Below are 23,357 nucleotides of genomic sequence, written 5' to 3' on the forward strand. Positions count from 1 at the left end.
CCGGCACAGCCCAGGTACAGCCCGGCCCGACCCCTTCGTCTTCGGAAAGAACTTCATCATCATGAGCGACAACAACACTCCGACGCCCGCTGCAGCAGCAGCTTCCGCAGCCCCCGAGGCGCCCGCCGGCAACGGCAAGCGCCGCCGCGCACTCACCGCGCTCGCCGCGGTGGTGATCGTCGCCGGCGGCGGCTGGGGCCTCTACGAATGGCTGGTCGCCAGCCACTACGAGGACACCGACAACGCCTACGTCTCGGGCAACGTCATCCAGATCACGCCGCAGATCGGCGGCACCGTGATGGCCATCAACGCCGACGACACCGACTTCGTGAAGGCCGGCCAGCCGCTGGTGCAACTCGACCCGGCCGACGCCAAGGTGTCGCTCGAGCAGGCCGAGGCCGCGCTCGCGCAAGCGGTGCGCCAGGTGCGCACGCTGTATGCCAACAACGGCTCGTTGGCCGCGCAGATCACGCTGCGCCAGGCCGACATCGTCAAGGCGCAGAGCGACATCGCCAAGGCCCAGGACGACCTTCAGCGCCGCCGCGCGCTGTCGGGCAACGGCGCCGTGTCGAAGGAAGAACTCAACCACGCCGAGACGCAGCTCGACACCGCCAAGAGCCAGCTCGCCGCCGCGCAGGCCGGCGTCGTCGCCGCGAAGGAAGCGCTGGTCAGCAACCAGTCGCTGACCGAAGGCACCAGCGTGGCCCAGCACCCGAGCGTGCTGGCCGCCGCCGCCAAGGTGCGCGAGGCCTACCTCGCCACGCAGCGCGTCGCCATGCCGGCGCCGGTCGACGGCTACGTCGCCAAGCGCACCGTGCAGCTGGGCCAGCGCGTCGCCGCCGGCACGCCGATGATGTCGATCGTGCCGCTCAACCAGCTGTGGGTCGACGCCAACTTCAAGGAAGTGCAGCTGCGCAACATCCGCATCGACCAGCCCGTGAAGCTCACCGCCGACGTGTACGGCAAGAAGGTCGAGTACACCGGCAAGGTCGCCGGCCTGGGCGTGGGCACCGGCAGCGCCTTCGCGCTGCTGCCCGCGCAGAACGCCACCGGCAACTGGATCAAGGTGGTGCAGCGCGTGCCGGTTCGCATCGCGCTCGACCCCGAGCAGCTCAAGGCCAACCCGCTGCGCATCGGCCTGTCGATGGACGCCGAGGTCGACATCTCGCAGAAGGGCGGCAAGATGCTCGCCGACGCGCCGCGCGCCAGCGCTCTGGCGCAGACGACGGTCTACAGCCAGCTCGACCGCGGCGCCGACGCCGAAGTGGAGCGCATCGTCGCGGCCAACCTCGGCAAGGGCGGCGCACCGGCCACGGCCGCGGCGCCCGCCAAGGCGCCCGCCGGCAACACGTCGGTGGCAGTGCAGGGCCAGCCGGGCTGATCGCGCCAGCGTTCGTCCGGACTCTTCTTCCGTCCAGGTAAACAGCCCGCCCCATGGCCACCGCTGCTCCTGCATACGTTGCGCATCCACCGCTCGAGGGCGCAGCCCGCGTCTGGGGCACGGTCGCGCTTTCTGCGGCAACCTTCATGAACGTGCTCGATTCGTCGATCGCGAACGTGTCGCTGCCCGCCATCTCGGGTGACCTGGGCGTGAGCACCACGCAGGGCACCTGGGTCATCACCAGCTTCGCGGTGGCCAACGCCATCGCGGTGCCGCTCACGGGCTTCATGACGCAGCGCTTCGGCCAGGTGCGCCTGTTCATGGCCAGCGTGATCCTGTTCATGATCAGCTCGCTGCTGTGCGGCCTCGCGCCGAACATGACGACGCTCATCGCCTTCCGCGCGCTGCAGGGCTTCGTCGCGGGGCCGATGATCCCGCTGTCGCAGGCGCTGCTGCTGTCGAGCTATCCGCGCGCCAAGGCGGGCCTCGCGATGGCGATGTGGTCGATGACCACGCTGGTCGCGCCGGTGATGGGGCCGCTGCTTGGCGGCTGGATCACCGACAACATCTCGTGGCCGTGGATCTTCTACATCAACATCCCGGTGGGCATCGTCGCCGCCGCCATCACCTGGGCGCTGTACCACAAGCGCGAGAGCGTCACGCACAAGGTGCCCATCGACGCCGTCGGCCTTGCGCTGCTGGTGCTGTGGGTGGGCTCGCTGCAGCTCATGCTCGACAAGGGCAAGGAGCTCGACTGGTTCCACTCGGCGCAGATCGTCACGCTGGCGGTGGTGTCCGTCGTCGGCTTCGCCTTCTTCCTCGTCTGGGAGCTGACCGACAAGCACCCGGTGGTCGACCTGTCGCTCTTCAAGCGCCGCAACTTCTGGTCGGGCGCGGTGGCGACGGCGGTGGCCTACGGTCTCTTCTTCGGCAACGTGGTGCTGCTGCCGCTGTGGCTGCAGCAGTGGATGGGCTACACCGCCACGCAGGCGGGGATGATCATGGCGCCCGTGGGGCTGCTGGCCATCTTCTTCTCGCCGGTTGTGGGGCTCACGGTGGCCAAGATCGACCCGCGCCGCTATGCGACCTTCTCGTTCCTGGTGTTCGCGCTGGTGCTGTGGATGCGCTCGAACTTCAACACGCAGGCCGACTTCGTGACGATCATCATCCCGACGATCATCCAGGGCATCGCGATGGCGTTCTTCTTCATCCCGCTGGTGACGATCACGCTGTCGGGCCTCACGCCCGACCGCATCCCGGCCGCGTCGGGCCTGTCGAACTTCCTGCGGATCACCGCGGGCGCGATGGGCACTTCGATCACGACCACGCTGTGGGACAACCGCGCGACGCTGCACCACGCCCAGCTGGCCGAAACGGTCAACCAGGGCAACAACGCAGCCGCCAGCGCGATGGCCGGGCTCAACGCCAACGGCTTCAGCACCGACCAGGTGATGGGGCAGATCAACCGCCTTGTCGACCAGCAGTCCTACATGCTGGCGACCAACGACATCTTCTATGCGTCGGCGGTCCTGTTCCTGCTGCTGATTCCGCTGGTGTGGCTGGCACGGCCCCAGAAAGGTGGAGCAGGCGGTGACGCTGCCGCCGGCGCACACTGATCCTCATCTCATCGCACCGCAACCCCCAGCCTCCGCGAGGAGCCTGGGGGTTTCTTCTTTTTCCGTTTACTTGCGCAGCGCCCTGAGCACGTCGTAGCAGGCGCCCATCGTGTGGTAGTCGCTCTTGCCGGCCGGGCTCTTCTCGTCGCTCATCCTGCGGTTCTCCGGCGTGAGGATGCGGTACCAGGCGCCGTGGCGGTGGTCGACGAAGTGCGCCCAGCTGTAGGTCCAGATGCTGTCGTACCAGTCCCAGTAGCCGGTCTCGCCGGTGCGCACCGCCAGCAGGGCGGCCGCGGCGAAGCTCTCTGCCTGCACCCAGAAATACTTGTCGCCGTCGCACACCGTGCCGTCGGGGCCGAAGCCATAGACCAGCCCGCCGTTGTCCACGTCCCAGCCGCGGAACATGGCGGTGTCGAAGAAGTGGCGCGCGCGCGGCACGATCCATTCCGCCTTGCGGTCTTGCGTGGCGAGGTGGCCTTCGAGCTGCAGCAGCAGCTTGGCCCATTCGGTGAGGTGGCCGGTCTGGAAGCCCCAGGGCCTGAAGATGTCGGTCTTGTTGCCGCGGTTGAAGTCCCAGTCGACCGACCAGTCCTCGCGGTAGTGCTCCCACACCAGCCCGTCGGCCAGCGCGGCCAGCCGGCCGGTGACCGACTCGGCCACCGCCAGCGCGCGGTCGAGGTAGTGCGCTTCCTGCGTGGCCTCGAAGGCGGCCATCAGCGCCTCGCAGGCGTGCATGTTGGCGTTCTGGCCGCGATAGGCGCCCACGCGCCAGTCCGTCGTGGCCTCGTCGGCATAGAGCTGGTGCGACGGCTCCCAGAAATGCTCCTCCATCAGCCGCCAGGTGTGCTCCAGGCCCGGGTATGCCTCCTCGATGCCGGCCATGAGCGCATGCGCCTGCGCGAGCAGCACGAAGTCGAGGCCGTAGCAGCGGTTGGTGTCGTCCTGCACGGTGGCGCGCCGCTCGTGCCAGTCGAGCTGCCATGCATAGCCGCCACCCTGCTGCCTGTGGGCACGTTCGATGAACGCGAGGCCGTGCCGCGCGGCCGCGAGATCCGGGGGGGTGCCGAAGCGGCGATAGGCCATCGCGTGGTTGAACACGAAGCGCGTGCTGCTCACCAGGTGGCGCGTGCGCCGGTCGTACACCGTGCCGTCGTCCCTGAAGAAATGGAAGAAGCCGCCGGTGGCGTCGAGGTTGCGCGTCTCGTAGAAGGCCAGCGTGTGCCGGATGTGGTCGATGAGGAAGTCGGGGGAGCGAAAGTCTGGCATGTGAGGCTCTGTCATTGGTCCCATGGACGCAGCCCCATCTGGCGCTGGCCCAGGGGCGTGAGATCGTCGATGGTGGCGCGGCCTTCGAAGTCTGTCTCGTAGTCCTCGGGCGCGAAATCGGGGCTGCTGCGGCCCGACAGGAAGGCGGGCGCCTGTCGTGCCATGAAGTTGCGGTTCTTGTCGCACCAGGGGGCGGCGGCGATGTAGATGACGCTGCTGTGCTCGCTGCCGCGATGCTGGTCTTCGACCGCGTGGATCACGTCCGGGTGCCACCACACGGTGTCGCCGGGCTCCATCGGCGGTATCGAGACGAGGCCCTCGCGCAGCGCCGCATGCCATTGGGGCGTGGCGCCGAGTGCGCGGCCGGGCTGCGCGCCGCAGAGGTCGCCCTCGGGCACGTCGGGCATCAGGGCGCGCAGCAGCATCCATGGCGTGGTGCGCGCCACCGGCACCAGGCGCAGCGTGCCGTCGCCCGGCCCCTGGCGCGAGAGCGCGGTCCAGCCCTGGAAGGTGCGAAAGGCCGAGCACACGGCGGGGGAGGGGATCTCGCGGGTCTCGGTGCGGCCTTCGGCGTCGAAGGGATCGAAGCGCGCCAGGTCGCCCTCGAAGATCTGGCGATACACGCCGCGGAAGCTCGGCTCGCACCAGCGCTCGACCGAGCCGCCGTCGGAGTGCGGCGACAGGCCCAGCGTCGCGTCGCCGGGCTCGCGGCGGCGGATGCGATCGGCGTAGTTCGCCTGCCGGTCCGGGTCGAAGAAGCGCACGCCGTTCTTCTCGAAGGTCCACAGCCTGTTGAGAAAGGCGCGCGTGCGGTCCATGGTCCCGGCCTGGCGCGCCTGCATCTGCGGGCGCGACCAGTAGAGCCCGAATATCTGCGGCCGGCCGGAGGCGAGGGCGCTGAAGTACTTGTCGAGGCCGGCCCTGGAGCGCGCGCGTTCGAGGTAGTCGTTGTCCTCGATGTAGCGGCGGATTTCCTCGTTCCACTCCCGCACCTGCGCGGGGTCGAACACCCGCCGCACCACGACGCAGCCGCGCCGGCGGATGCGCTCGACCTGCCGCTGCGACACGCGGCCCTGCGCGATGTCGTCGTAGCCGATCTCGGGCACCGCGCCGCCGGCCGCTTCTTCGGCATGCACCAGCGCCACTTCGTCGCGCAGCCATTCGCTTTCGTGCAGGAAGCGCCATTGCAGGTTGGGAACGCTCGCGCGCAGCGCGCGCTGGGCCTGCGAGACGGCGCGCGGAATGTCGTTCATCCAGTCTGTGGGCAGCTCGTTCATCTGGCTGTGCATGGGCCTTGGTGTGTAGGGTCCGCGGCAGTTTAGGTTCGCATCGCCGACGCGGCGCGCTGTGCTTTCCCGAACGAAAGTCGGCGCTGCAAGCGCAACAAGGCCATGACCTTCGTCATGCCCTCGATGCCGCCTTTGTCGTCGAGACGACAGTCGTGGGCAAGGCGACTGGCGGAACCGTGAAATGGTTGCACTGCAGCATAGGCATTTGCCCCAGTATGCAAGCCGGAGGCACCCACGAACAATCGGTCCGCGCTCGCTGGTGGCGCATTGAGACGGACCGCATGACCCACATTCTTTCCACGAACCCGGGCGACCTCGCGAGATGAGCGACGTCATCCTCGAAACACGCCAGCTCACCAAGGAATTCAAGGGGTTCACAGCGGTCAGCAAGGTCAACCTGTCCGTGGTGCGCGGTTCCATCCACGCGCTCATCGGCCCGAACGGCGCGGGCAAGACGACCTGCTTCAACCTGCTCACGAAATTCCTCGAGCCCACCACCGGCACGATCCTGTTCAACGGACAGGACATCACGCGCGAGCGCCCCGCGCAGATCGCGCGCCGCGGCATCATCCGCTCGTTCCAGATCTCGGCCGTGTTCCCGCACCTCACGCTGCTGGAGAACGTGCGCCTGGGCCTGCAGCGCAGGCTGGGCACTTCGTACCACTTCTGGAAGAGCGAGAAGTCGCTCAAGCCGCTGGATGCCAGAGCCCGCGAGCTGCTGGCTGAAGTCGGCCTCGAGGAGCTCGCCGACGAACAGACCGTGAACCTGCCCTACGGCCGCAAGCGCGCGCTCGAGATCGCGACCACGCTCGCGATGGAGCCCGAGCTCATGCTGCTCGACGAGCCCACGCAGGGCATGGGCCATGAAGACGTGCACCGCGTGGCCGAGCTCATCAAGCGCGTGTCGGCCGGACGCACCATCCTGATGGTCGAGCACAACATGAGCGTGGTCTCGACCATCGCCGACACCATCACCGTGCTCCAGCGCGGCGCCGTGCTGGCCGAAGGCCCGTATGCCGTGGTCTCGAAGAACCCGCAGGTCATGGAGGCCTACATGGGCACCACCGAAGGCCAACTGCAAGGGGCGCACTGAGATATGAGCCCCCACGCTTCTCACTTCGTGTATTCGCTGCCCCCCGAGGGGGCGCGGGCCTCCTTTGGGGCGGCCCGGCAGGAGGCCCAATGACCGCCGCACTCCAGATCAAGGGCCTGCAAGCCTGGTACGGCGAATCGCATGTGCTGCACGGCGTCGACATGGTCGTGCAGCCCGGCGAAGTCGTCACGCTGCTGGGCCGCAACGGCGCGGGCCGCACCACCACGCTGCGCGCCATCATGGGGCTCACTGGCGCGCGCAAGGGCAGCATCGAGGTCAACGGTCGCGAGACCATCGGCATGCCCACGCACCGCATCGCGCACCTGGGCATCGGCTACTGCCCCGAGGAGCGTGGCATCTTCGCCAGCCTCTCGTGCGAGGAAAACCTGATGCTGCCGCCCGAACTCAAGGGCGCCGGGCAGGGCATGTCGGTCGAAGAGATCTACGCCATGTTCCCCAACCTCGCCGAGCGCCGCCACAGCCAGGGCACGCGCCTGTCGGGCGGCGAGCAGCAGATGCTGGCCGTGGCGCGCATCCTGCGCACCGGCGCCAAGCTGCTGCTGCTCGACGAGATTTCCGAAGGCCTCGCGCCGGTCATCGTGCAGGCGCTGGCCCGCATGATCACCACGCTGCGCGCCAAGGGCTACACCATCGTGATGGTGGAGCAGAACTTCCGCTTCGCCGCGCCGCTGGCCGACCGCTTCTACGTGATGGAGCACGGTCGCATCGTCGAGAAGTTCGGCGCCGCCGAGCTCGAAGCCAAGATGCCCGTGCTCACCGAGCTGCTGGGCGTCTGAGCAAGAACACAGCCGAATCCGTCCACAAGACTTTTCTTCCGTCCCACAAAGATTTCTCCAGGAGACAAACGCCATGATCAAGAAACTCGGCCTCATCGCTACCGCCGTCGGCATCCTCGCCATGAGCGCGGGCGCCGCGCAGGCGCAGGAAAAAGTGAAGATCGGCTTCGTCACCGACCTGTCGAGCCTGTACGCCGACCTCGAAGGCAAGGGCGGCGCCACCGCCATCCAGATGGCCATCGACGACTTCGGCGGCAAGGCGCTGGGCCAGCCCATCGAGCTGCTGACCGCAGACCACCAGAACAAGGCCGACATCGCTGCCTCCAAGGCCCGCGAATGGATCGACACCGCCGGCGTGACCATGGTCTTCGGCGGCACCAACTCGGGCGTGGCGCTGGCCACCGCCAAGGTGGCGGAAGAAAAGAAGCGCGTGTACTTCAACAACGGCGCGGGCAGCTCGGTGCTCACCAACGAGCAGTGCAGCCCCTACACCATCCACTACGCCTACGACACGGTGGCGCTGGCCAAGGGCACCGGCGCGGCGGTGGTCGACCGCGGCGGCAAGAGCTGGTTCTTCCTGACGGCCGACTACGCCTTCGGCCACGCGCTGGAAGCCGACACCACCAAGGTGGTGAAGGAGAAGGGCGGCACCGTGGTGGGCGCTGTGCGCCATCCGCTGAACGCATCGGACTTCTCCTCGTTCCTGCTGCAGGCGCAGAACTCCAAGGCGCAGATCCTGGGCCTGGCCAACGCGGGCGGCGACACCATCAACTCGATCAAGGCCGCCAAGGAATTCGGCATCAACAAGACGATGAAGACCGCCGGCCTGCTGGTCTTCCTGAGCGACATCCACAGCCTGGGCCTTAAGAACACCGAGGGCCTGCTGCACACCACCAGCTGGTACTGGGACCTGAACGACGAGTCGCGCAAGTTCGCCAACCGCTTCTTCGAGAAGACCAAGCGCATGCCCACCGACGTGCAGGCCGCCGACTACTCGGCCACCATGACCTACCTGAAGGCCGTGGCCGCCGCCAAGACCACCGACTCCGACAAGGTGATGGCGCAGCTCAAGAGCATGAAGATCGACGACTTCTACGGCAAGGGCCAGATCCGCGCCGACGGCAGCTTCATCCACGACATGTACCTGGTCGAGGTGAAGTCGCCCGCCGAATCGAAGAAGCCCTGGGACTACCTGAAGGTGCTGAAGACGCTGCCGGGCGACCAAGTCTTCACGACCAAGGCCGAGACGAAGTGCGCGCTCTGGAAGTGAACGGCTGACACAAGCCGCGCCAGCACCTTCTCTTTCTCACTCCACCGAAGTCTGTCAACCAAGAGGATCAAGCCATGAAACGCACGCTCATCGCCTCCGCCTGCCTTGCCGCCACCTGCCTCTTGGCGATGGGCGCCGCTCAGGCCCAGGACAAGGTCAAGATCGGCTTCATCACCGACATGTCGAGCCTCTACGCTGACGTGGAGGGCAAGAACGGGGCGCTGGCGATCCAGATGGCCATCGACGACTTCGGCGGCAAGGTCAACGGCATGCCCATCGAGCTGCTGCAGGCCGACCACCAGAACAAGGCCGACATCGCAGCCTCCAAGGCGCGCGAGTGGATCGACACTCAGGGCCTGACGATGCTGTTCGGCGGCACCAGCTCGGGCACCGGCCTGGCCATGGCCAAGGTGGCGCAGGAGAAGAAGCGCGTGTTCATGGTGAACGGCGCGGGCAGCTCGGCGCTCACCAACGAGCAGTGCAGCCCCTACACCGTGCACTACGCCTACGACACCGTGGCGCTGGCCAAGGGCACGGGCAGCGCCGTCATCGCGCGCGGCGACAAGAGCTGGTACTTCCTGACGGCCGACTACGCCTTCGGGCAGGCCCTCGAAGCCGACGCGACCAAGGTCGTGAAGGAAAAGGGCGGCACCGTGCTCGGCAGCGTGAAGCATCCGCTCAACACTTCGGATTTCTCCTCGTTCCTGCTGCAGGCGCAGAACTCCAAGGCCCAGGTGCTGGCGCTCGCCAATGCCGGCGGCGACACGCAGAACGCGATCAAGGCGGCGCGTGAATTCGGCATCTCCAAGACCATGAAGATGGTCGGCCTGCTGGTGTTCGTGACCGACGTGCACAGCCTGGGCCTGAAGAATACCGAGGGCCTGCTGCTGACCACCAGCTGGGACTGGAACCTCGACGACAAGACGCGCGCCTTCGGCAAGAAGTTCTTCGAGAAGACCAAGCGCATGCCCACCGACATCCAGGCCGCCGACTACTCGGCCACCATGACCTACCTGAAGGCCGTGCAGGCCGCCAAGAGCACCGATGCCGACACGGTGATGGCGCAGATCAAGAAGACGCCGATCGACGACTTCTACGCCAAGGGCTACGTGCGCGAGGACGGCCGTTTCGTGCACGACATGTACCTGGTGCAGGTGAAGTCGCTGGCCGAGTCGAAGCAGCCGTGGGACTACTACAAGGTGGTCCAGAAGCTGAAGGGCGAAGAGGTCTTCACGACGAAGGCCGAGAGCAAATGCGCCCTCTGGAAGTGATCTCCCGCGGGCGCCGCCGTGGCGCCCGCGTTCGTTGAAAGCTTATGAACATTTCCCTTCCCGCCTTGCTGAGCCAGCTCCTGCTGGGGCTGGTCAACGGCTCTTTCTACGCCATCCTGAGCCTCGGGCTGGCGGTGATCTTCGGCCTGCTCAACGTCATCAACTTCGCGCACGGCGCACTGTTCATGCTCGGTGCCGTCCTGACGTGGATGGCCATGGAGTATTTCGGCATCAACTACTGGGTGATGCTGATCGCGGCGCCCGTCGTCATCGGCATCTTCGGCGTGCTCATCGAGCGGCTGCTGCTGCGCTGGATCTACAAGCTCGACCACCTCTACGGCCTGCTGCTCACGCTGGGCCTCACGCTGCTGATCGAGGGCGTGTTCCGCTCGGTCTACGGCGTCTCGGGGCTGCCCTACGACGCGCCCGACGCGCTGTCGAGCGCCACCGACCTCGGCTTCATGGTGCTGCCCAACTACCGCGCGTGGGTGGTGGTGGCATCGCTGGTGGTGTGCTTCGCCACCTGGTACGTGATCGAGAAGACGCGCATCGGCGCCTACCTGCGCGCCGGCACCGAGAACCCGCGCCTGGTGGAGGCCTTCGGCGTCAACGTGCCGCTGATGATCACGTTGACCTACGCCTTCGGCGCCGGGCTGGCGGCCTTTGCCGGCGTACTCGCCGCGCCGGTCATCCAGGTTTCTCCGCTGATGGGGCAGAACCTCATCATCGTGGTGTTCGCCGTGGTCGTGATCGGCGGCATGGGCTCGATCATGGGTGCCATCCTCACCGGCCTCGGGCTGGGCGTGATCGAGGGGCTCACCAAGGTTTTCTATCCGGAAGCGTCTTCGACGGTTGTGTTCGTGATCATGGTCATCGTGCTGCTCATCCGCCCCGCCGGCCTGTTCGGCAAAGAGAAGTGAAGAGGCGAGCGGCATGAACACAAAGAAAATTTCCACCGTCGTCTACGCGCTGCTGCTGCTCGCACTGGTGCTGGCTCCGTTCTTCGGCGCCTATCCGGTGTTCGTGATGAAGCTCATGTGCTTCGCGCTCTTCGCGGCTGCCTTCAACCTGCTGCTTGGCTTCACGGGGCTGCTGTCCTTTGGCCACGCGGCCTTCCTCGGCGGCTCGGCCTATGTGGCGGGCCATGCGATCAAGGTCTGGGGGCTCACGCCCGAGCTCGGGCTGGTCGCGGGCACGCTCACCGGTGCCTTTCTCGGCTGGGTCTTCGGCGTGCTGGCCATCCGCCGCCAGGGCATCTACTTCGCGATGATCACGCTGGCGCTCGCGCAGATGATGTTCTTCGTCGCGCTGCAGGCCAAGTTCACCGGCGGCGAGGACGGCCTGCAGGGCGTGCCGCGCGGCAAGCTGTTCGGCGTGATCGACCTGTCGAACGACCTCACCATGTACTACGTGGCGCTGGTCATCGTGGTCGCGGCCTTCCTGCTGATCGTGCGCACCATCCATTCGCCGTTCGGGCAGGTGCTCAAGGGCATCAAGGAGAACGAGCCGCGCGCACTCTCGCTGGGCTACGACGTGAGCCGCTTCAAGCTGCTGGCCTTCGTGATCTCGGCGGCGCTGTCGGGCCTGGCCGGTTCGCTCAAGACGCTGGTGCTGGGCTTCGCCACGCTGTCCGACGTGCACTGGACCGCCTCGGGCCAGGTCATCCTGATGACGCTGGTGGGCGGCCTCGGCACGCTCTCGGGCCCGCTGGTGGGCTCGGCCGTGGTGGTGCTGCTGGAGAACAAGATCGGCGAACTCGGCAGCTTCCTCGCACGCATCACCACCGTGGACTGGTTCAATACGCTGGGCGAGTCGGTGACCATGGTCACGGGCCTGATCTTCGTGATCTGCGTGCTGGCCTTCCGCAAGGGGATCATGGGCGAGATCATTGCCTTCCTCGATCGGCGGCGGGCGAAGTAAGGACGCGGACAAGCAAGAAAGAACAAAGGGAGCCTTCCGGCTCCCTTTTTTGTTGAGGGCGCTGTGGGCCTGCGCCTCAGCAGTTGCCCTTCTTGGCCTGGCCGGGCGGGCAGAAATCGCCGCGGTCATGGCCGTGCCGGTGATCGCGTTCGTAGCGGTCATGGCGGCGGTCTTCCTCCCATTCGCGTTCACGGCGCGCTTCGCGGCGGGCCTCGCGGCGCCAGTCGCCGTCGGTCCAGCGCCAGCCGCCGCGGTCCTCGATCCAGCGGCCCGGGGCATAGACATAGCCCGCGCGCTCGGGCTGCCAGCCGCCCGGGCGCCATCCGTAGGCACGGCCGTCCCAGACCCAGCGGCCCGGCACCCAGACGAAGCCGCCGCGCGGCGGCGGCAGGGGCTCGTAGCGCGGCGGAGGCGGGGCCGTCATCACCAGGCCGGGAACATTGATGTTGACCGAGACCTGCGCGTTGGCGGCCAGCGGGCTCGCGAGGATGGAGAGCGCGCCGGCCGCGGCCAGCATTGCGATTCGGGTTTTCATGGTGGGGCTCCTCTGCTTTGGAATGAATCTGGGAAATTTTCCCAACGCACCCGGGAGTCGTTCGGTTGTCAGTTCTTGTGCGCCGCTACAACAGTTACAGCTTCAGCGGCGAGGCATAGCCAGTCATTTCGAGGTAGCCGCGCCCGATGCGCCGGCCCTTGGCGTCGAGCAGGTCGCTCACGCCTTCCCAGTACACGCCGCCCGTGGAGCCACGGCTGTCCAGTTCCTGGTCGTCGAGCAGGGCCCGCACTTCGAAGCTGCCGGCGGGCGTCTGTACGCGCCATTGCGTGGGGTACTTCGCCCGGGTGCGAGGGCTGTCCCAGGTCTTGAGGCTCTCGAAGCGGACTTCGTCGTTCCTGAAGATGCGCGCGGCGCCATCACGCTGCCGGTACGAGCCACCGGCCCACAGCGCGCTGCCGTCGCTGCGCCGCAGGTGGAAGGCGGTGAGGGCGCTGCCGTCGTCGAGGTTCATGCCGATCCAGTCCCAGCCCACGGCCTCGGGGTGCATCAGTGCCTCGCTCCATTCGTGGTCCAGCCAGGCGGTGCCCCCGATGTCGAAGGCCTGGCCCTTGAGCGTGAGCTTGCCCTGCGCCTTGAGCTGGGGTTCGCTGTAGTAGTAGCTCGCCTGCGATTCCTCCGGGCCCTTGCGGGAGAGTCCGGCGTTGCCTTGCAGCAGCACCGGCTGCGTGGGCGTGAAGCGGAGGTCGAGCGCGAATTCGCCGGCCGGAATGCGCGCGACATAGATGCCGTTCTCGCGTACCAGCGACCAGTCGCGGATGCGCACGTCGGTGTCGCTTGCCGAGGCCTCGGCCACGCCGAAGCCCGCGCGCGCGATGCGCTGGTCGTGCGAGAGCACGCGGCCTTCGAGGTCGGTGACGGCCGCGTGTGCGAACACAAGGTGCTTCGCTGCAAAGGCCGAGCGCATGCCCATCGCGGCCTCGACGCGCGAGCGAAAGAAGGTAACCTGGAAACCGAACTCGCGCCCCGCCGGCGTCTTCGCATGGCCGGTGATGTACCACCACTCGGTGTGCAGGTCGGGGTGGCTGCCGAAGTCGCGCGGGAACTCCAGGCGGCGTTCGGGCAGTGCCCATGCGGCCAGCGGCCCCGATGCGAGCGCGGCCAGCAGCAGGCCTCGGCGCGAAAGAGAGAAGGAAGAAGGGGCTTGCTGCATGGTGTGCCAGTCTACAAGTCGCGCCTTGTAACGCCCACGAGGCGCGCAAATCGGGATACTGTTCGTTGCCACCCCTCTACGAACAACACAAGGCAGGAGACGAGGCCCATGAAAAGAAGAAACCTGCGCCCGGCATCGCGGCGCTCGGTAGGTCAAAGGCATTCCTTTCGCGCGGTTGCGCTTGCATCCCTCACCACTCTGATGCTCGCGGGCTGCGCTTCCGGTCCTCCGGATTCGCAGACGACGGCGCGTCCTTCCTCATCCTTCGCCGTACCAGGCCTCGAGAAGCCGGCCGAGGTGCTGGTGGACCGCTGGGGCGTGCCGCATCTTTACGCGGGCACGCTCTACGACGCCTTCGTGGCGCAGGGCTTCATCGCCGCGCGCGACCGCCTCTGGCAGATGGACCTCTGGCGCAAGCGCGGCCTCGGCGAGATGGCGAAGGACTTCGGCCCCGCGTGGGTCGAGAACGACCGCGCCGCGCGCGCCGTGCTCTATCGGGGCGACATGTACCGCGAATGGCTGGCCTACGGCTCAGACGCCAAGCGCGTGGCCGAAGCCTTCACGGCCGGCGTGAATGCGTACGTGGCGCAGGTGCGCGCGCAGCCGTCGCTCCTGCCGCCGGAGTTCGCGTTGCTGGGCTACCAGCCGGCCACGTGGTCGCCGGAAGACGTGGTTCGCATCCGCCACCACGGCCTCACGCTCAACTTCACTTCCGAGATCGACCGGGCACGCGCCTTCTGCGCGGGCGGCCCCGGCATCAAGGCCGACTGGCTGCGCCGCGAACTCGATCCGCCGGTCAATCCGCGCGTGCCGCAGGGGCTGGACCCGTGCACCATTCCGGCGGCCGAACTGCGCGCGGCCTACATGCGTGCGACCGAGGCGCCGCAGTTCAGCAAGACCAACACGCGGCTGGCGGTGACCGCCGCGAGCCTGCGGCCCGACGGCGGCGAGCCTGCCGAACAGCAGGCATCGCAGGGCGACCCCACAGCCGGCTACGGCAGCAACAACTGGGTGATCTCGCCGAAGCTCACTTCCACCGGCAGGCCCATCCTCGCCAACGACCCGCACCGCGCGCACGGCGCACCGAGCCTGCGCTACATGGCGCACCTGAGCGCGCCGGGCATGGACGTGATCGGCGCGGGCGAGCCCTTCCTGCCGGGCCTTTCGATCGGCCACAACGGCACCATCGCCTTCGGCCTCACGCGCTTCTACATGGACCAGGAAGACCTGTACGTGTACCAGCTCAACCCGCGCAACCCCAACGAGTACCGCTACCAGGGCCGCTGGGAGCCGATGGTGCGCGTCACCGAGCGCATCGCGGTGAAGGGCGAGGGCACACCGCGCGAGGTCGTCAACACATTCACGCGCCACGGGCCGGTGCTGCTGTCCGAGCCCGGCAGGCAGCGTGCATTCGCACTGCGCGCGGCCTGGCTGGAGCCCGGTATGGCTCCGTACTTCGGCTCGATGGACTACATGCGCGCGCGCAACTGGGACCAGTTCCGCGCCGCCATGAACCGCTGGGGCGCGCCGGGCGAGAACCAGGTCTATGCCGACACCAGCGGTAACGTCGGCTGGATTCCGGGCGGCCTCACGCCCATACGCCCCAACTGGGACGGGCTGATGCCTGTGCCGGGCGATGGCCGCTACGAGTGGTCGGGCTTCCGCAACGGCGACGAGCTGCCCTCGGAGTTCAACCCGGCACGCGGCTATGTTGTGACGGCCAACGAGAACAACATTCCGCCCGACCATCCCGCGGCGAAGAAAGGCGTGGGCTACGAGTGGAGCGACGCGGCACGCGCTCGTCGGCTCAAGGAGCTGTTCGCGGCCAAGGTGGCGGCGGGTTCGCGCTTCTCCGTCGAGGATTCGGAGCGCATGCAGAACGACATCGTCGCCACGCCCGCGCAGCGGCTGCTGAAGCTGCTCGCCGGCCTGCGCAGCGACGACGCCCAGACCGCGACCGCGCTGCGCATGCTGCAAGGCTGGGACGGCACCATGGACCGCGACAGCGCCGCCGCCGCGCTCTACGAGGTGTGGAGCAGCAAGCCGTTGCGCACCGCCGTGCTCAAGGCCGGCGCGGGCGATGCAGGCGCAGCGCTGGCCGCGCCTGGCGACAACACGCGCATGGTGCTGCTGCTGGAGAACCCGTTCGGCTGGGTCACGAACGAGCAGCGCGACGCGCTGCTGCTCAAGACCCTGCCCACCGCGATGCAGGAACTGAGCGCCAAGCTCGGCCCCGATCCCGCTGCCTGGAAATGGGGCGCGCTGCACCGCGCCGAATTCCGTCATCCGCTGGGCGGCGTGGTCGATGCCGCCACGCGCAAGAAGCTCGACGTGGGCGACTGGCCGATGTCGGGTTCGTCCTTCACGCCGATGGCGGCCACCTATCGCGCGAGCGACTACAGACTGACCTCGGGCGCGTCGTTCCGCATGGTGCTGGACGTGGGCAACTGGGACGCCTCGCGCGTCATCAACGCGCCGGGCCAGTCGGGCAACCCCGCGAGCCCGAACTACCGCGACCTCGCGCCGCTGTGGCTCGAAGGCAAGTACGTGCCGCTGGTCTACAGCCGGGCCGCCGTGGAGAAGGAAACGCTGGAAAGAATCCAGCTGACGCCCGCGCGCTGAGCGGGGCGATCGCCGGGCCTTCCTGCCTGCCTACCAGTCTTCCTTCACCGCCAGCACCACGTCCTTGCCCGCGGCGGCCCGGCCCGCGAGCCAGGCGGTGATGGTTCCGGCCGCCACCACTGCGCCGCAAAGCGCCAGCAGGCGCTCCCATGGCACCAGCAGGTCCATGCTCCAGTGGAAGCTCTGCGGGTTCACCACCTTCACGAGCACCACCGACACGGCCAGCCCCAGGCCCAGCCCGGCCACGGCGCCGATGGCCGTCCACGCCGCGCCTTCGCCCGCCACCACTGCGAGCACCTGTCGCCGCGTGAAGCCCAGGTGCGCGAGCAGGCCGAATTCCTTGCGCCGCGCCAGCACCTGCGCGCTGAAGCTCGCGGCAATGCCGAAGAGGCCGATGGCGATGGCCACGGCCTGCAGCCAGTAGGTGACGGCGAAGCTGCGGTCGAAGATGCGCAGCGAGGTCGTGCGGATCTGCCCCACCGAGGCGATCTCGACCGAGCCGGCGGACGAGTCGCCCTGGCGCGCGGCCAGTTCGCGCACCGCCGCCTGGACCGCGCTTTCCGGCGCGCCGGGCGCGAGCCACAGCGCCACGTCGCTCACGTTGTGCTCGCCGGTGACGCTCTCGTAGTCGCGGGCGTCCATGGTGATGGCGCCGAACTGCCGTGCGTAGTCGCGCCACACGCCGGCCACGAAGAACGACGCCTGCGCCTTGCCCATGGCGGCCGACAGCGGCGCGAACACCGTGCCCGGCTTCGCGCCGTAGAGCTCCACCATCGGCTCGCTCACGTAGATGCCGATCTGTCCCTCGGGCACGGGCAGCGCGCTGCCCACGAGCGGCAGCGACTGCGAGGCCCCGCCTTCCAGGCTGCGCGCGATCAGCGTCACGGCGGGACGCGTGGCATCGAGCTGCAGCGGCTGCGTGCGCAGCGTGCCCGTGCGCGCCACGCCGGGCAACTGCGCCAGCGACTGCACGAAGGCTGGCGCGAAGGTGGCGGTGTCGGTGCTGCTGCCGCCGCCGCTGTTGCCGCCGCTGTTGCCGCCGCGTCCGCCCGAGGTGGCGCGCACGTACAGGTCGGCCGGAAGCACCACGTCGAGCCAGTGAGTCACCGAGTCGCGAAAGCTCGCGACCATCACCGTGAGCGCGACCGCGAGGCTCAGGCTCGCGACCACGCCGCTGACGGCGACAGCCGCCGTGCCGCGCATGCGGCGCGCGCGTTCCACCGCCAGCATCGGCAGCACCCGTTGCGAGAAGAGCGGCGCGACGCGGTCGTACAGCAGCGCGATCAGCCAGGGCAGGGCGGTGATACCGCCCACCAGCAGGCAGGCCACCGAGAGATACGCGGCCACCGGAATGCCGCCGATGGCCGGCAGGTTGGCCAGCACTGCGCCCAGCGCGATCAGCCCCAGCGCCAGCCAGTGGCCGTTGCCTTGCGTGGGCGCTGCACCCAGGCCCTTGAGCGTCTGCGCCTCGGGCAGCGCCTGCGCCGCGCGCGCGGGCCACCAGCCGCCGACCAGCGCGGCCAGCACGCCGAGCCCGCCGTAGAGCAGGGCCGCGCCCGCGCTCCAGTGCAGCGTGGGCGCCACGCCTTCGAAGTAGCCGCCGCCCAGGTCGCCACCCAGCACGCGCAGCGCGAAGGCTGCCAGCGCCGTGCCCAGCGCGAGGCCGGCCACGCTGCCAATCAGGCCCAGCACCAGCGATTCGGCCAGCACCAGCCGCAGCCGCTCGCGCGGCGTGAGCCCGAGCACGCCGAGCAGCGCGAACTGCTGCGCGCGCTTGGCCACGCTGAGCGCCAGCACCGAGAACACGAGGAAGGCGCCCGTGAAAAGAGCCACCAGCGCCAGCACCGTGAGGTTCACGCGGTAGGCGCGCGACAGGTTGCTCACGCGCTGCGCCGCGTCGCCGGGCTCCGCGAACTGCACGCCCGCCGGCCAGCCGGGCGACTTTTGCAGCGAGGCCATGAAGGCGGCCCGGTCGGTGCCGGGCGCGAGCCGCAGGTCGATGCGGCTCAGCTGGCCGATGCTGCCGAAGAGCTCCTGTGCCGCGGCGATATCCATCACCGCGAGCGCCTTGCCGCCGGCTGCCACGTGGCCGGCCACCGCGAGGCTGTGCCAGGCGTCGCCGCTGCGCAGCTGCACCGTCTCGGCCCCGTCTTCGCCCGATGCCTGCGCGGGCAGGCCCAGCGCGTCGCGCGCCGCGAGGTTGAGGAACACATGGCCCGGCGCGAAGAGCGCGAAGCGGTCGGCGCCCGCCGTGGCCTGCGGCATCAGGGCGGGTGCGATGGTCGGCAGCGCGAGCGCGTCGATACCGATCACTCGGATCGGCACCTGGCTGTCGCCCGCCAGCGCCAGGCCCTGGACCTCGACCACCGGGCTCGCGAGCGCCACCTGCGGATGGCGGGCCAGCTGCGCGAACACGGCCTCGTCGAAGCCGCCTTGCACGGCGCGCACTTCCAGGTCGGGCTCGCCGTTGACCGAGCGCACCGCGCTCGAGAACTCGTCGAGCGCCGACGCGTTGATCAGCTGTACCGAGAAAGCGAGCGCAACGCCGAGCATCACGGCCAGCACGGCCGCCGCGTTGCGCCAGGGGTGGTGGCGGAGTTCCTGCCAGGAGAAGGTGCCGAGCAATGCGCGCATCGGGCCATTGTCGTCGGGGCGCGTGGGGTGTTGTCCGACCATGGCAGGATTGCGGCTCTTCGACGACGCCTGAGGAATCCGACGATGCGGCTCCTGCCCCATGCCTTGCTGTACCGCTCCTGGCTCGCGGCCTGGCTTTTCGTCCCCTTGCTGGCCGGCAACGCGGTCGCGCAGCTGCAGCCACCGCAGCAGCAACAACAGCCGCTGACGCTCGCGAGCGATCCGGCGCTTCTCGCCAGGACCGCGCTGGGCACCGAGCGGGGCACGCTGGTGGTGGGCACATGGCACAACGGGCAGGCGGCCTACGGCGCGGCCTACAACCCGGAGCCGCCGTCTTCGCCGCGTGCCATCGCATCCGGCAGCGCCGAACAGCCGATGTTCGAGATCGGCTCCGTCACCAAGGTGTTCACCGGCCTTCTGCTCGCGCAGGCGGTGCAGCGCGGCGACCTGAAGCTGGACGACACGGTCGGCAAGCTGCTCGCCGGCAAGGTCGACGGCCTCTCGCCCGCGGTGGCCTCCGTCACGCTGCGCCAGCTCGTCACGCACACCGGCTGCATGCCCGTGATGGCGGACGGCGTGACCGGCGGCGCGCCGCTCGCCGAGCAGTTCCGCACCTACGACAAGACCATGTTCTGGGCCGCGCTCGCGCGCATCAGGCTCACGGCCGCCGCGCCGCCTTGCGAAGGCGCCTACAGCAACTTCGGCATGGCGCTGCTCGGCCAGTTGCTCGCGGAGCACTACGACACCTCGTGGGGCGAACTGGTGCGCGCGCGCATCACCGAGCCGCTGGGTATGAACGACACCGTCATCACGCTCGGCGACAAGGCTTCGCGCATGGCGCCGGCCTTCGCGGGCGAGCGCCGCCAGCCGCTCTTCGACATGCTGGCCTATGCGCCGGCCAGCGCGTTGCGTTCCACGGCCGCCGACATGATGACCTTCAGCCGCGCCATCCTCGCAGGCGCCGGTGGCCCGCTGGGCTCGGCCGCCGCGCGCATGCTCACGCCGCTGGCGCGCTACGAGGGCGCCGAGATCGGTTACGCGGTGATGGTGCGCGGCCCAGAGGGCGGCCGGCGCACCTACTACCACGCGGGCGTCACAGAGGGCTACCGCACGCTGTGGCTGCTCGCGCCCGACACCGGCGAGGCGATGATCGTGCTCAGCAGCAACGCGCGCGCGCCGATGCAGTCGGTGATGCTGGCCATCGGCAAGAGCCGCTATCCGGTGCCGACCACCGAGGTGCCTGTCGATCCGAAGCGGCTGGAAGAGTACCGGGGCGAATACCGCGTGGCGAAGGGCAAGTCGCTCAGCTTCACTGTTCGCAGCGGCAGGCTGCTGGTGCGCGAGACGGGGCGCGGCTACAACGCGCTCACGCCCACCGGCAACGATCGCTTTGCCGTGACTGCCATCGGGGCACAGCTGGTGTTCAGGCGCGATGCCTCGAACGCGGTGGTTGCCGTGTCGCTGATGCAGGGAGGCAGCCAGCTCGACGGCCGTCGCGTGGGCGAGGCGCCTGCCGTCACGCAGGAGTGACCGGCGGGCTCAAGCTGCCGACAGTGCCAGCAGTTTGCCGGCCATTCGCTCGATGTCGTCGCGCATGACGAGCTTGCCTAGCCAGTCGCGCGGAATGTCACCGACACCATAGAAGGCGCCCGCGAGCTGGCCGCAGATGGCCGCCGTGGTGTCCGCATCGTTGCCCAGGTTGGTTGCGGCAAGCACGGCCTCTTCGAAGGAACCGGTGTTCGCGAAGCACCAGAGCGCCGCTTCCAGAGACTCGACGCAGTAGCCCGATCCCTTGATCTGCTCGACGGGCTTCGAGGCGTAGCCGCCGCTCGCCAGCGCCGCGACCTTCGTGCTCAACGGGGCCAGTGGTTCGGTCGAAAGGATCGCGGCCTTCTTATCGCCACGCAGTGCCGAGCGCAGTTGCAGCGCGAAGAGCTGCGAGCATTCGATGGCCTCCTGCGCGCCGTGCGTGGTGCGGGTGCTTTCACCGGCCTGCTTCCATGTGGCCTCGTCATTGGCCGCATAAAACATCGGCACGGGCGCGAGCCGCATCAGTGCACCGTTGCCTGCCGTACGCGGATCGGGGTCGCCTGCGAACGGGTCGCCCGATGCAAGGTAGCGGGTGAGGGCGCCCGACACCGTCAGGCCGATGTCGAAGCAGTTGCCGGTGCTGCTCATGTAGCCCACGCTGCGCCAGTTGCAGTAGCGGTTCATCTGGTCGACCGCGTCGAAGCCCTTGCAATGAATCAGGCTCGCCGCCAGGCACAAGGCCATCGATGTGTCGTCCGTCCATTCGCCGGCAATCAGTCCGAAGGGGCCGCCGCCGTGCATGCCCGTGACCGGGGCGAAGCTGCCGCGCGAGCGGAACTCGACCGTGGTGCCCACCGCGTCGCCGCAGGCCAGACCGAGCAGGCAGCCCTGGTAGCGTTCGATGGCGCTCATTGCGGGTGCCTCAGCGCTTCGCGCGCGGCCATGAGCGCGAAGCCCAGCAGGTTGAGGCCCTTCCATTCGCGCGGGTCCTGTGCCGAAGGGCTGTTGGCCGCAAGCCCGATGCCCCAGATCGAATCGACCGGGCTGGCCTCCACCAGCACCTGATGGCCGGTGCCGAGCAGGAAGGCGCCGAGCTCCGCGTTCTGCGCGAACTTGGCGATGTTGCCTTGCGTCACGATGTCCAGCCGGGCCGCAACCCACGCAGCCTCGTCGAAGCCGCTGATCTGCCGGCCCAGCTTCTTGGCCTCGCCGGGCGTGCGCGCGGCGAGGATGCGTTCGCAGATTTCGTTGTCGCCGAACAGGCGTGCCTTGCCCGCCATCATGAAATGCTCGGCCGTGCGGTACGAGACGCCGTCGACCTTGAACGCGGCCTCGAACCACTGGCTGAAGCAGCTCTTGTTCACGCCGGTCTTGGGCGCCTGGTGGCCCCAGAAGAGCAGGTACTCGGGGCGATGGCCCTGCGCGAAGTAGGCGGGCAGCTCGCGGGTGCTGCGGGGTACGGTCGTCATTTCTTCTTTTCTCCTTCTCAGTCGATGACGAGCTGGTGCTCGACCGGCAGTTCCAGTTCGGGGTTGTCATCCTGTGCCAGCGGGCGCTGTGCGTCCACGAAGGGACGCATGTCGATGACCTCCAGCAGCTCTTCGTGCGCGAATGCGGCCAGCGTGCGGCCACGCAGTCCGAGCTGGATCGCGCGTCGCTCCAGCTTGCCGCCCTCCGGCGAGTGGTCGGGGTCCCATTGCAGGCGAACCTCGGACCGCTCGACGGCTTCCTGCCACGCTTCGCGGCTCGGGTAGCCCGCTGCATCGAAGGTCGACGGTACCGCCTCGCGCACCACGCGCTCGAAGAACGCGCGGCGCAACCGCAGGCCCAGCGTGACCTCCTGGCCTTCCTTGGTGCCCCAGCCCGAGCGGTACATCATCCAGAGGAAGTTCGGCTTGATCCAGCTCATGCGCGAGAGGCTGAAGTCCGGACCGTCGAGCCGGCCATGGCGGATGGCGTACTCGCCGATGGCGGGACGATAGGCCTGGTAGACGATGACCGATGCCTCGTCATGGTGGGCGAGGATGTGCTGGCCGCTCTGTGGCCAGCGGGCGCGCTGGGCGAGGTGCGACTCTGTCGGGAGCGACGCGTTCATGATGCAAGCCCCTCTTTGAATGTCTCGTAGACCTTCTGGTGCACCGAGGTATCGAACACCGAGAAGATGACTCGTTCGAACCGGGCCGCCCACGCCGCATTGCCGTAGAGGTGGTCGCGAAATGCCCGCGCCACCATGGCCGGATCATTCCGGAAGACGCCACAGCCCCACGCACCAAGAATCAGGGTGGGACAGTCTTGAAGGGCAGCCAGTGCCAGCACGAACTCGGCGCGCTTGCGAAGCGTGTCCTCAACCTGCCCGACGTCGCCCGGCTGGTTCCTGGCGACTGCACCAGCATTCGGCGCAGCACAGGTGATGAACGTCACCAGCTCTGGCTTCTGCATGAGTCCGCCGTCATCGGCACGGAAGACAGGGCAGTCAGGCGACAAGATCAATGCGTCCGAATACAAGCACGACTCCATGGCGCGGTGTCGCTCATAGAACTCCGGTGCTTGCAGCAGCGACGAATAGAGGGCGGAACTGCTTGCCAGCGATTCTTCTTGAGCGAGACTTCCCCCGAGGAAACCGCCACCGGGGTTGCGAGCGGATGCGAAGCTCAGCGCCGCGACACGGCCATTGTTGTTGCGCAATGCGCGCGAGACACCGGCGAGCGTAGTTTCATTGACTACCTCGATAGATGCCGGATGAAGTTGCCGAGGCCGCGTAGAGACTTGCCCGAGCAGTGCGTGGGCTTCGGGTGCGTCGAGATAGCGGGTCGAGCGCACGCATTCATCGACGAGTGCCGTGAGATCTACGGGCAAGCCCGCAGGTGCCGTGTAGCGCTTTTGCGTAAGGATGGTCAGCGTTTCTTGCGCCAGGAGCATGCGTTGGTGGCGATTCATTTTTTGTTCTTCGTTGTTGATGTTG

19 protein-coding genes are annotated in these 23,357 nt (G+C 68.1%); 10 read left to right on the top strand and 9 right to left on the bottom strand.

Annotated features, from left to right (window positions below):
• The first annotated feature begins 61 nt into the window (after positions 1–61).
• Together SFB74_RS12165 and SFB74_RS12170 are read left to right on the top strand one after the other, a co-directional pair.
• Positions 62–1,381 (top strand): efflux RND transporter periplasmic adaptor subunit, encoded by a 1,320-nt coding sequence (locus SFB74_RS12165; protein WP_432731063.1) that lies wholly within the window; start codon positions 62–64, stop codon positions 1,379–1,381.
• A gap of 53 nt (positions 1,382–1,434) precedes the next feature.
• Positions 1,435–2,997, top strand: coding sequence for a DHA2 family efflux MFS transporter permease subunit (locus SFB74_RS12170; protein ID WP_432731064.1), 1,563 nt, complete (start codon positions 1,435–1,437; stop codon positions 2,995–2,997).
• Between the two features lie 66 nt (positions 2,998–3,063).
• Here SFB74_RS12170 and SFB74_RS12175 read toward each other — a convergent pair whose 3' ends face one another.
• Complete coding sequence (locus SFB74_RS12175) at positions 3,064–4,263, bottom strand: AGE family epimerase/isomerase (RefSeq protein WP_432731065.1); 1,200 nt, start codon at positions 4,261–4,263, stop codon at positions 3,064–3,066.
• 11 nt (positions 4,264–4,274) lie between these two features.
• Complete coding sequence (locus SFB74_RS12180; protein WP_432731066.1) at positions 4,275–5,552, bottom strand: YbiU family protein; 1,278 nt, start codon at positions 5,550–5,552, stop codon at positions 4,275–4,277.
• A gap of 322 nt (positions 5,553–5,874) precedes the next feature.
• Between SFB74_RS12180 and SFB74_RS12185 the strand changes: the two genes are divergently transcribed.
• The 6 genes from SFB74_RS12185 (at position 5,875) to SFB74_RS12210 (ending at position 11,903) form a co-directional block, all read left to right on the top strand.
• Positions 5,875–6,645: an ABC transporter ATP-binding protein gene (locus SFB74_RS12185; RefSeq protein ID WP_126018330.1), complete on the top strand. Its 771-nt coding sequence runs from the start codon at positions 5,875–5,877 to the stop codon at positions 6,643–6,645.
• Between the two features lie 89 nt (positions 6,646–6,734).
• Positions 6,735–7,442 (top strand): ABC transporter ATP-binding protein, encoded by a 708-nt coding sequence (locus tag SFB74_RS12190; protein WP_432731067.1) that lies wholly within the window; start codon positions 6,735–6,737, stop codon positions 7,440–7,442.
• Positions 7,443–7,515: 73 nt separating this feature from the next.
• Entirely contained in the window at positions 7,516–8,712 is a 1,197-nt protein-coding gene (locus SFB74_RS12195) for an ABC transporter substrate-binding protein (protein ID WP_432731068.1), read from the top strand.
• Between the two features lie 128 nt (positions 8,713–8,840).
• On the top strand, positions 8,841–9,983 hold the full coding sequence (locus SFB74_RS12200) for an ABC transporter substrate-binding protein (RefSeq protein ID WP_432731925.1): 1,143 nt from the start codon (positions 8,841–8,843) through the stop codon (positions 9,981–9,983).
• Between the two features lie 44 nt (positions 9,984–10,027).
• Positions 10,028–10,903: a branched-chain amino acid ABC transporter permease gene (locus SFB74_RS12205; protein WP_432731069.1), complete on the top strand. Its 876-nt coding sequence runs from the start codon at positions 10,028–10,030 to the stop codon at positions 10,901–10,903.
• A gap of 13 nt (positions 10,904–10,916) precedes the next feature.
• Positions 10,917–11,903 (top strand): branched-chain amino acid ABC transporter permease, encoded by a 987-nt coding sequence (locus SFB74_RS12210; RefSeq protein ID WP_432731070.1) that lies wholly within the window; start codon positions 10,917–10,919, stop codon positions 11,901–11,903.
• Between the two features lie 76 nt (positions 11,904–11,979).
• On the opposite strand, the gene SFB74_RS12215 is transcribed toward SFB74_RS12210, so the two are convergent.
• Both SFB74_RS12215 and SFB74_RS12220 read right to left on the bottom strand, forming a co-directional pair.
• Positions 11,980–12,438, bottom strand: a complete 459-nt coding sequence (locus tag SFB74_RS12215) for a hypothetical protein (RefSeq protein WP_432731071.1) — start codon at positions 12,436–12,438, stop codon at positions 11,980–11,982.
• A gap of 94 nt (positions 12,439–12,532) precedes the next feature.
• Positions 12,533–13,609, bottom strand: coding sequence for a lipocalin-like domain-containing protein (locus tag SFB74_RS12220; protein ID WP_432731072.1), 1,077 nt, complete (start codon positions 13,607–13,609; stop codon positions 12,533–12,535).
• Positions 13,610–13,717: 108 nt separating this feature from the next.
• Here SFB74_RS12220 and SFB74_RS12225 point away from each other — a divergent pair, with 108 nt between their 5' ends.
• The gene (locus SFB74_RS12225; RefSeq protein ID WP_432731073.1) at positions 13,718–16,231 is read left to right on the top strand and encodes a penicillin acylase family protein; all 2,514 of its coding nucleotides are present in this window, start codon (positions 13,718–13,720) and stop codon (positions 16,229–16,231) included.
• A gap of 30 nt (positions 16,232–16,261) precedes the next feature.
• Here SFB74_RS12225 and SFB74_RS12230 read toward each other — a convergent pair whose 3' ends face one another.
• Complete coding sequence (locus SFB74_RS12230) at positions 16,262–18,865, bottom strand: FtsX-like permease family protein (RefSeq protein ID WP_432731926.1); 2,604 nt, start codon at positions 18,863–18,865, stop codon at positions 16,262–16,264.
• 84 nt (positions 18,866–18,949) lie between these two features.
• On the opposite strand from SFB74_RS12230, the gene SFB74_RS12235 reads away from it, so the two are divergent.
• The gene (locus SFB74_RS12235; protein ID WP_432731074.1) at positions 18,950–20,395 is read left to right on the top strand and encodes a serine hydrolase domain-containing protein; all 1,446 of its coding nucleotides are present in this window, start codon (positions 18,950–18,952) and stop codon (positions 20,393–20,395) included.
• 9 nt (positions 20,396–20,404) lie between these two features.
• Here the strand turns inward: SFB74_RS12235 and SFB74_RS12240 are convergent, their stop codons facing one another.
• Genes SFB74_RS12240 through SFB74_RS12255 form a run of 4 tightly spaced genes read right to left on the bottom strand, consistent with a single transcriptional unit; the run spans position 20,405 to position 23,332 of the window.
• Positions 20,405–21,307, bottom strand: coding sequence for an ADP-ribosylglycohydrolase family protein (locus SFB74_RS12240; protein WP_432731075.1), 903 nt, complete (start codon positions 21,305–21,307; stop codon positions 20,405–20,407).
• Positions 21,304–21,864, bottom strand: coding sequence for an NADAR family protein (locus SFB74_RS12245; RefSeq protein WP_432731076.1), 561 nt, complete (start codon positions 21,862–21,864; stop codon positions 21,304–21,306). The genes SFB74_RS12240 and SFB74_RS12245 overlap by 4 nt, the downstream gene beginning before the upstream one ends.
• A gap of 17 nt (positions 21,865–21,881) precedes the next feature.
• Positions 21,882–22,490, bottom strand: coding sequence for a DUF4291 domain-containing protein (locus tag SFB74_RS12250; protein WP_432731077.1), 609 nt, complete (start codon positions 22,488–22,490; stop codon positions 21,882–21,884).
• Positions 22,487–23,332 carry a TIGR02452 family protein gene (locus tag SFB74_RS12255; protein ID WP_432731078.1) on the bottom strand — a complete coding sequence of 282 codons (846 nt, stop codon included), beginning with the start codon at positions 23,330–23,332 and terminating at the stop codon, positions 22,487–22,489. Before SFB74_RS12255 ends, SFB74_RS12250 begins: the two co-directional genes overlap by 4 nt.
• Positions 23,333–23,357: the final 25 nt, after the last annotated feature.

Source organism: Variovorax xiamenensis (assembly GCF_050916385.1).
In the GTDB taxonomy this organism is placed as follows: domain Bacteria; phylum Pseudomonadota; class Gammaproteobacteria; order Burkholderiales; family Burkholderiaceae_C; genus Variovorax.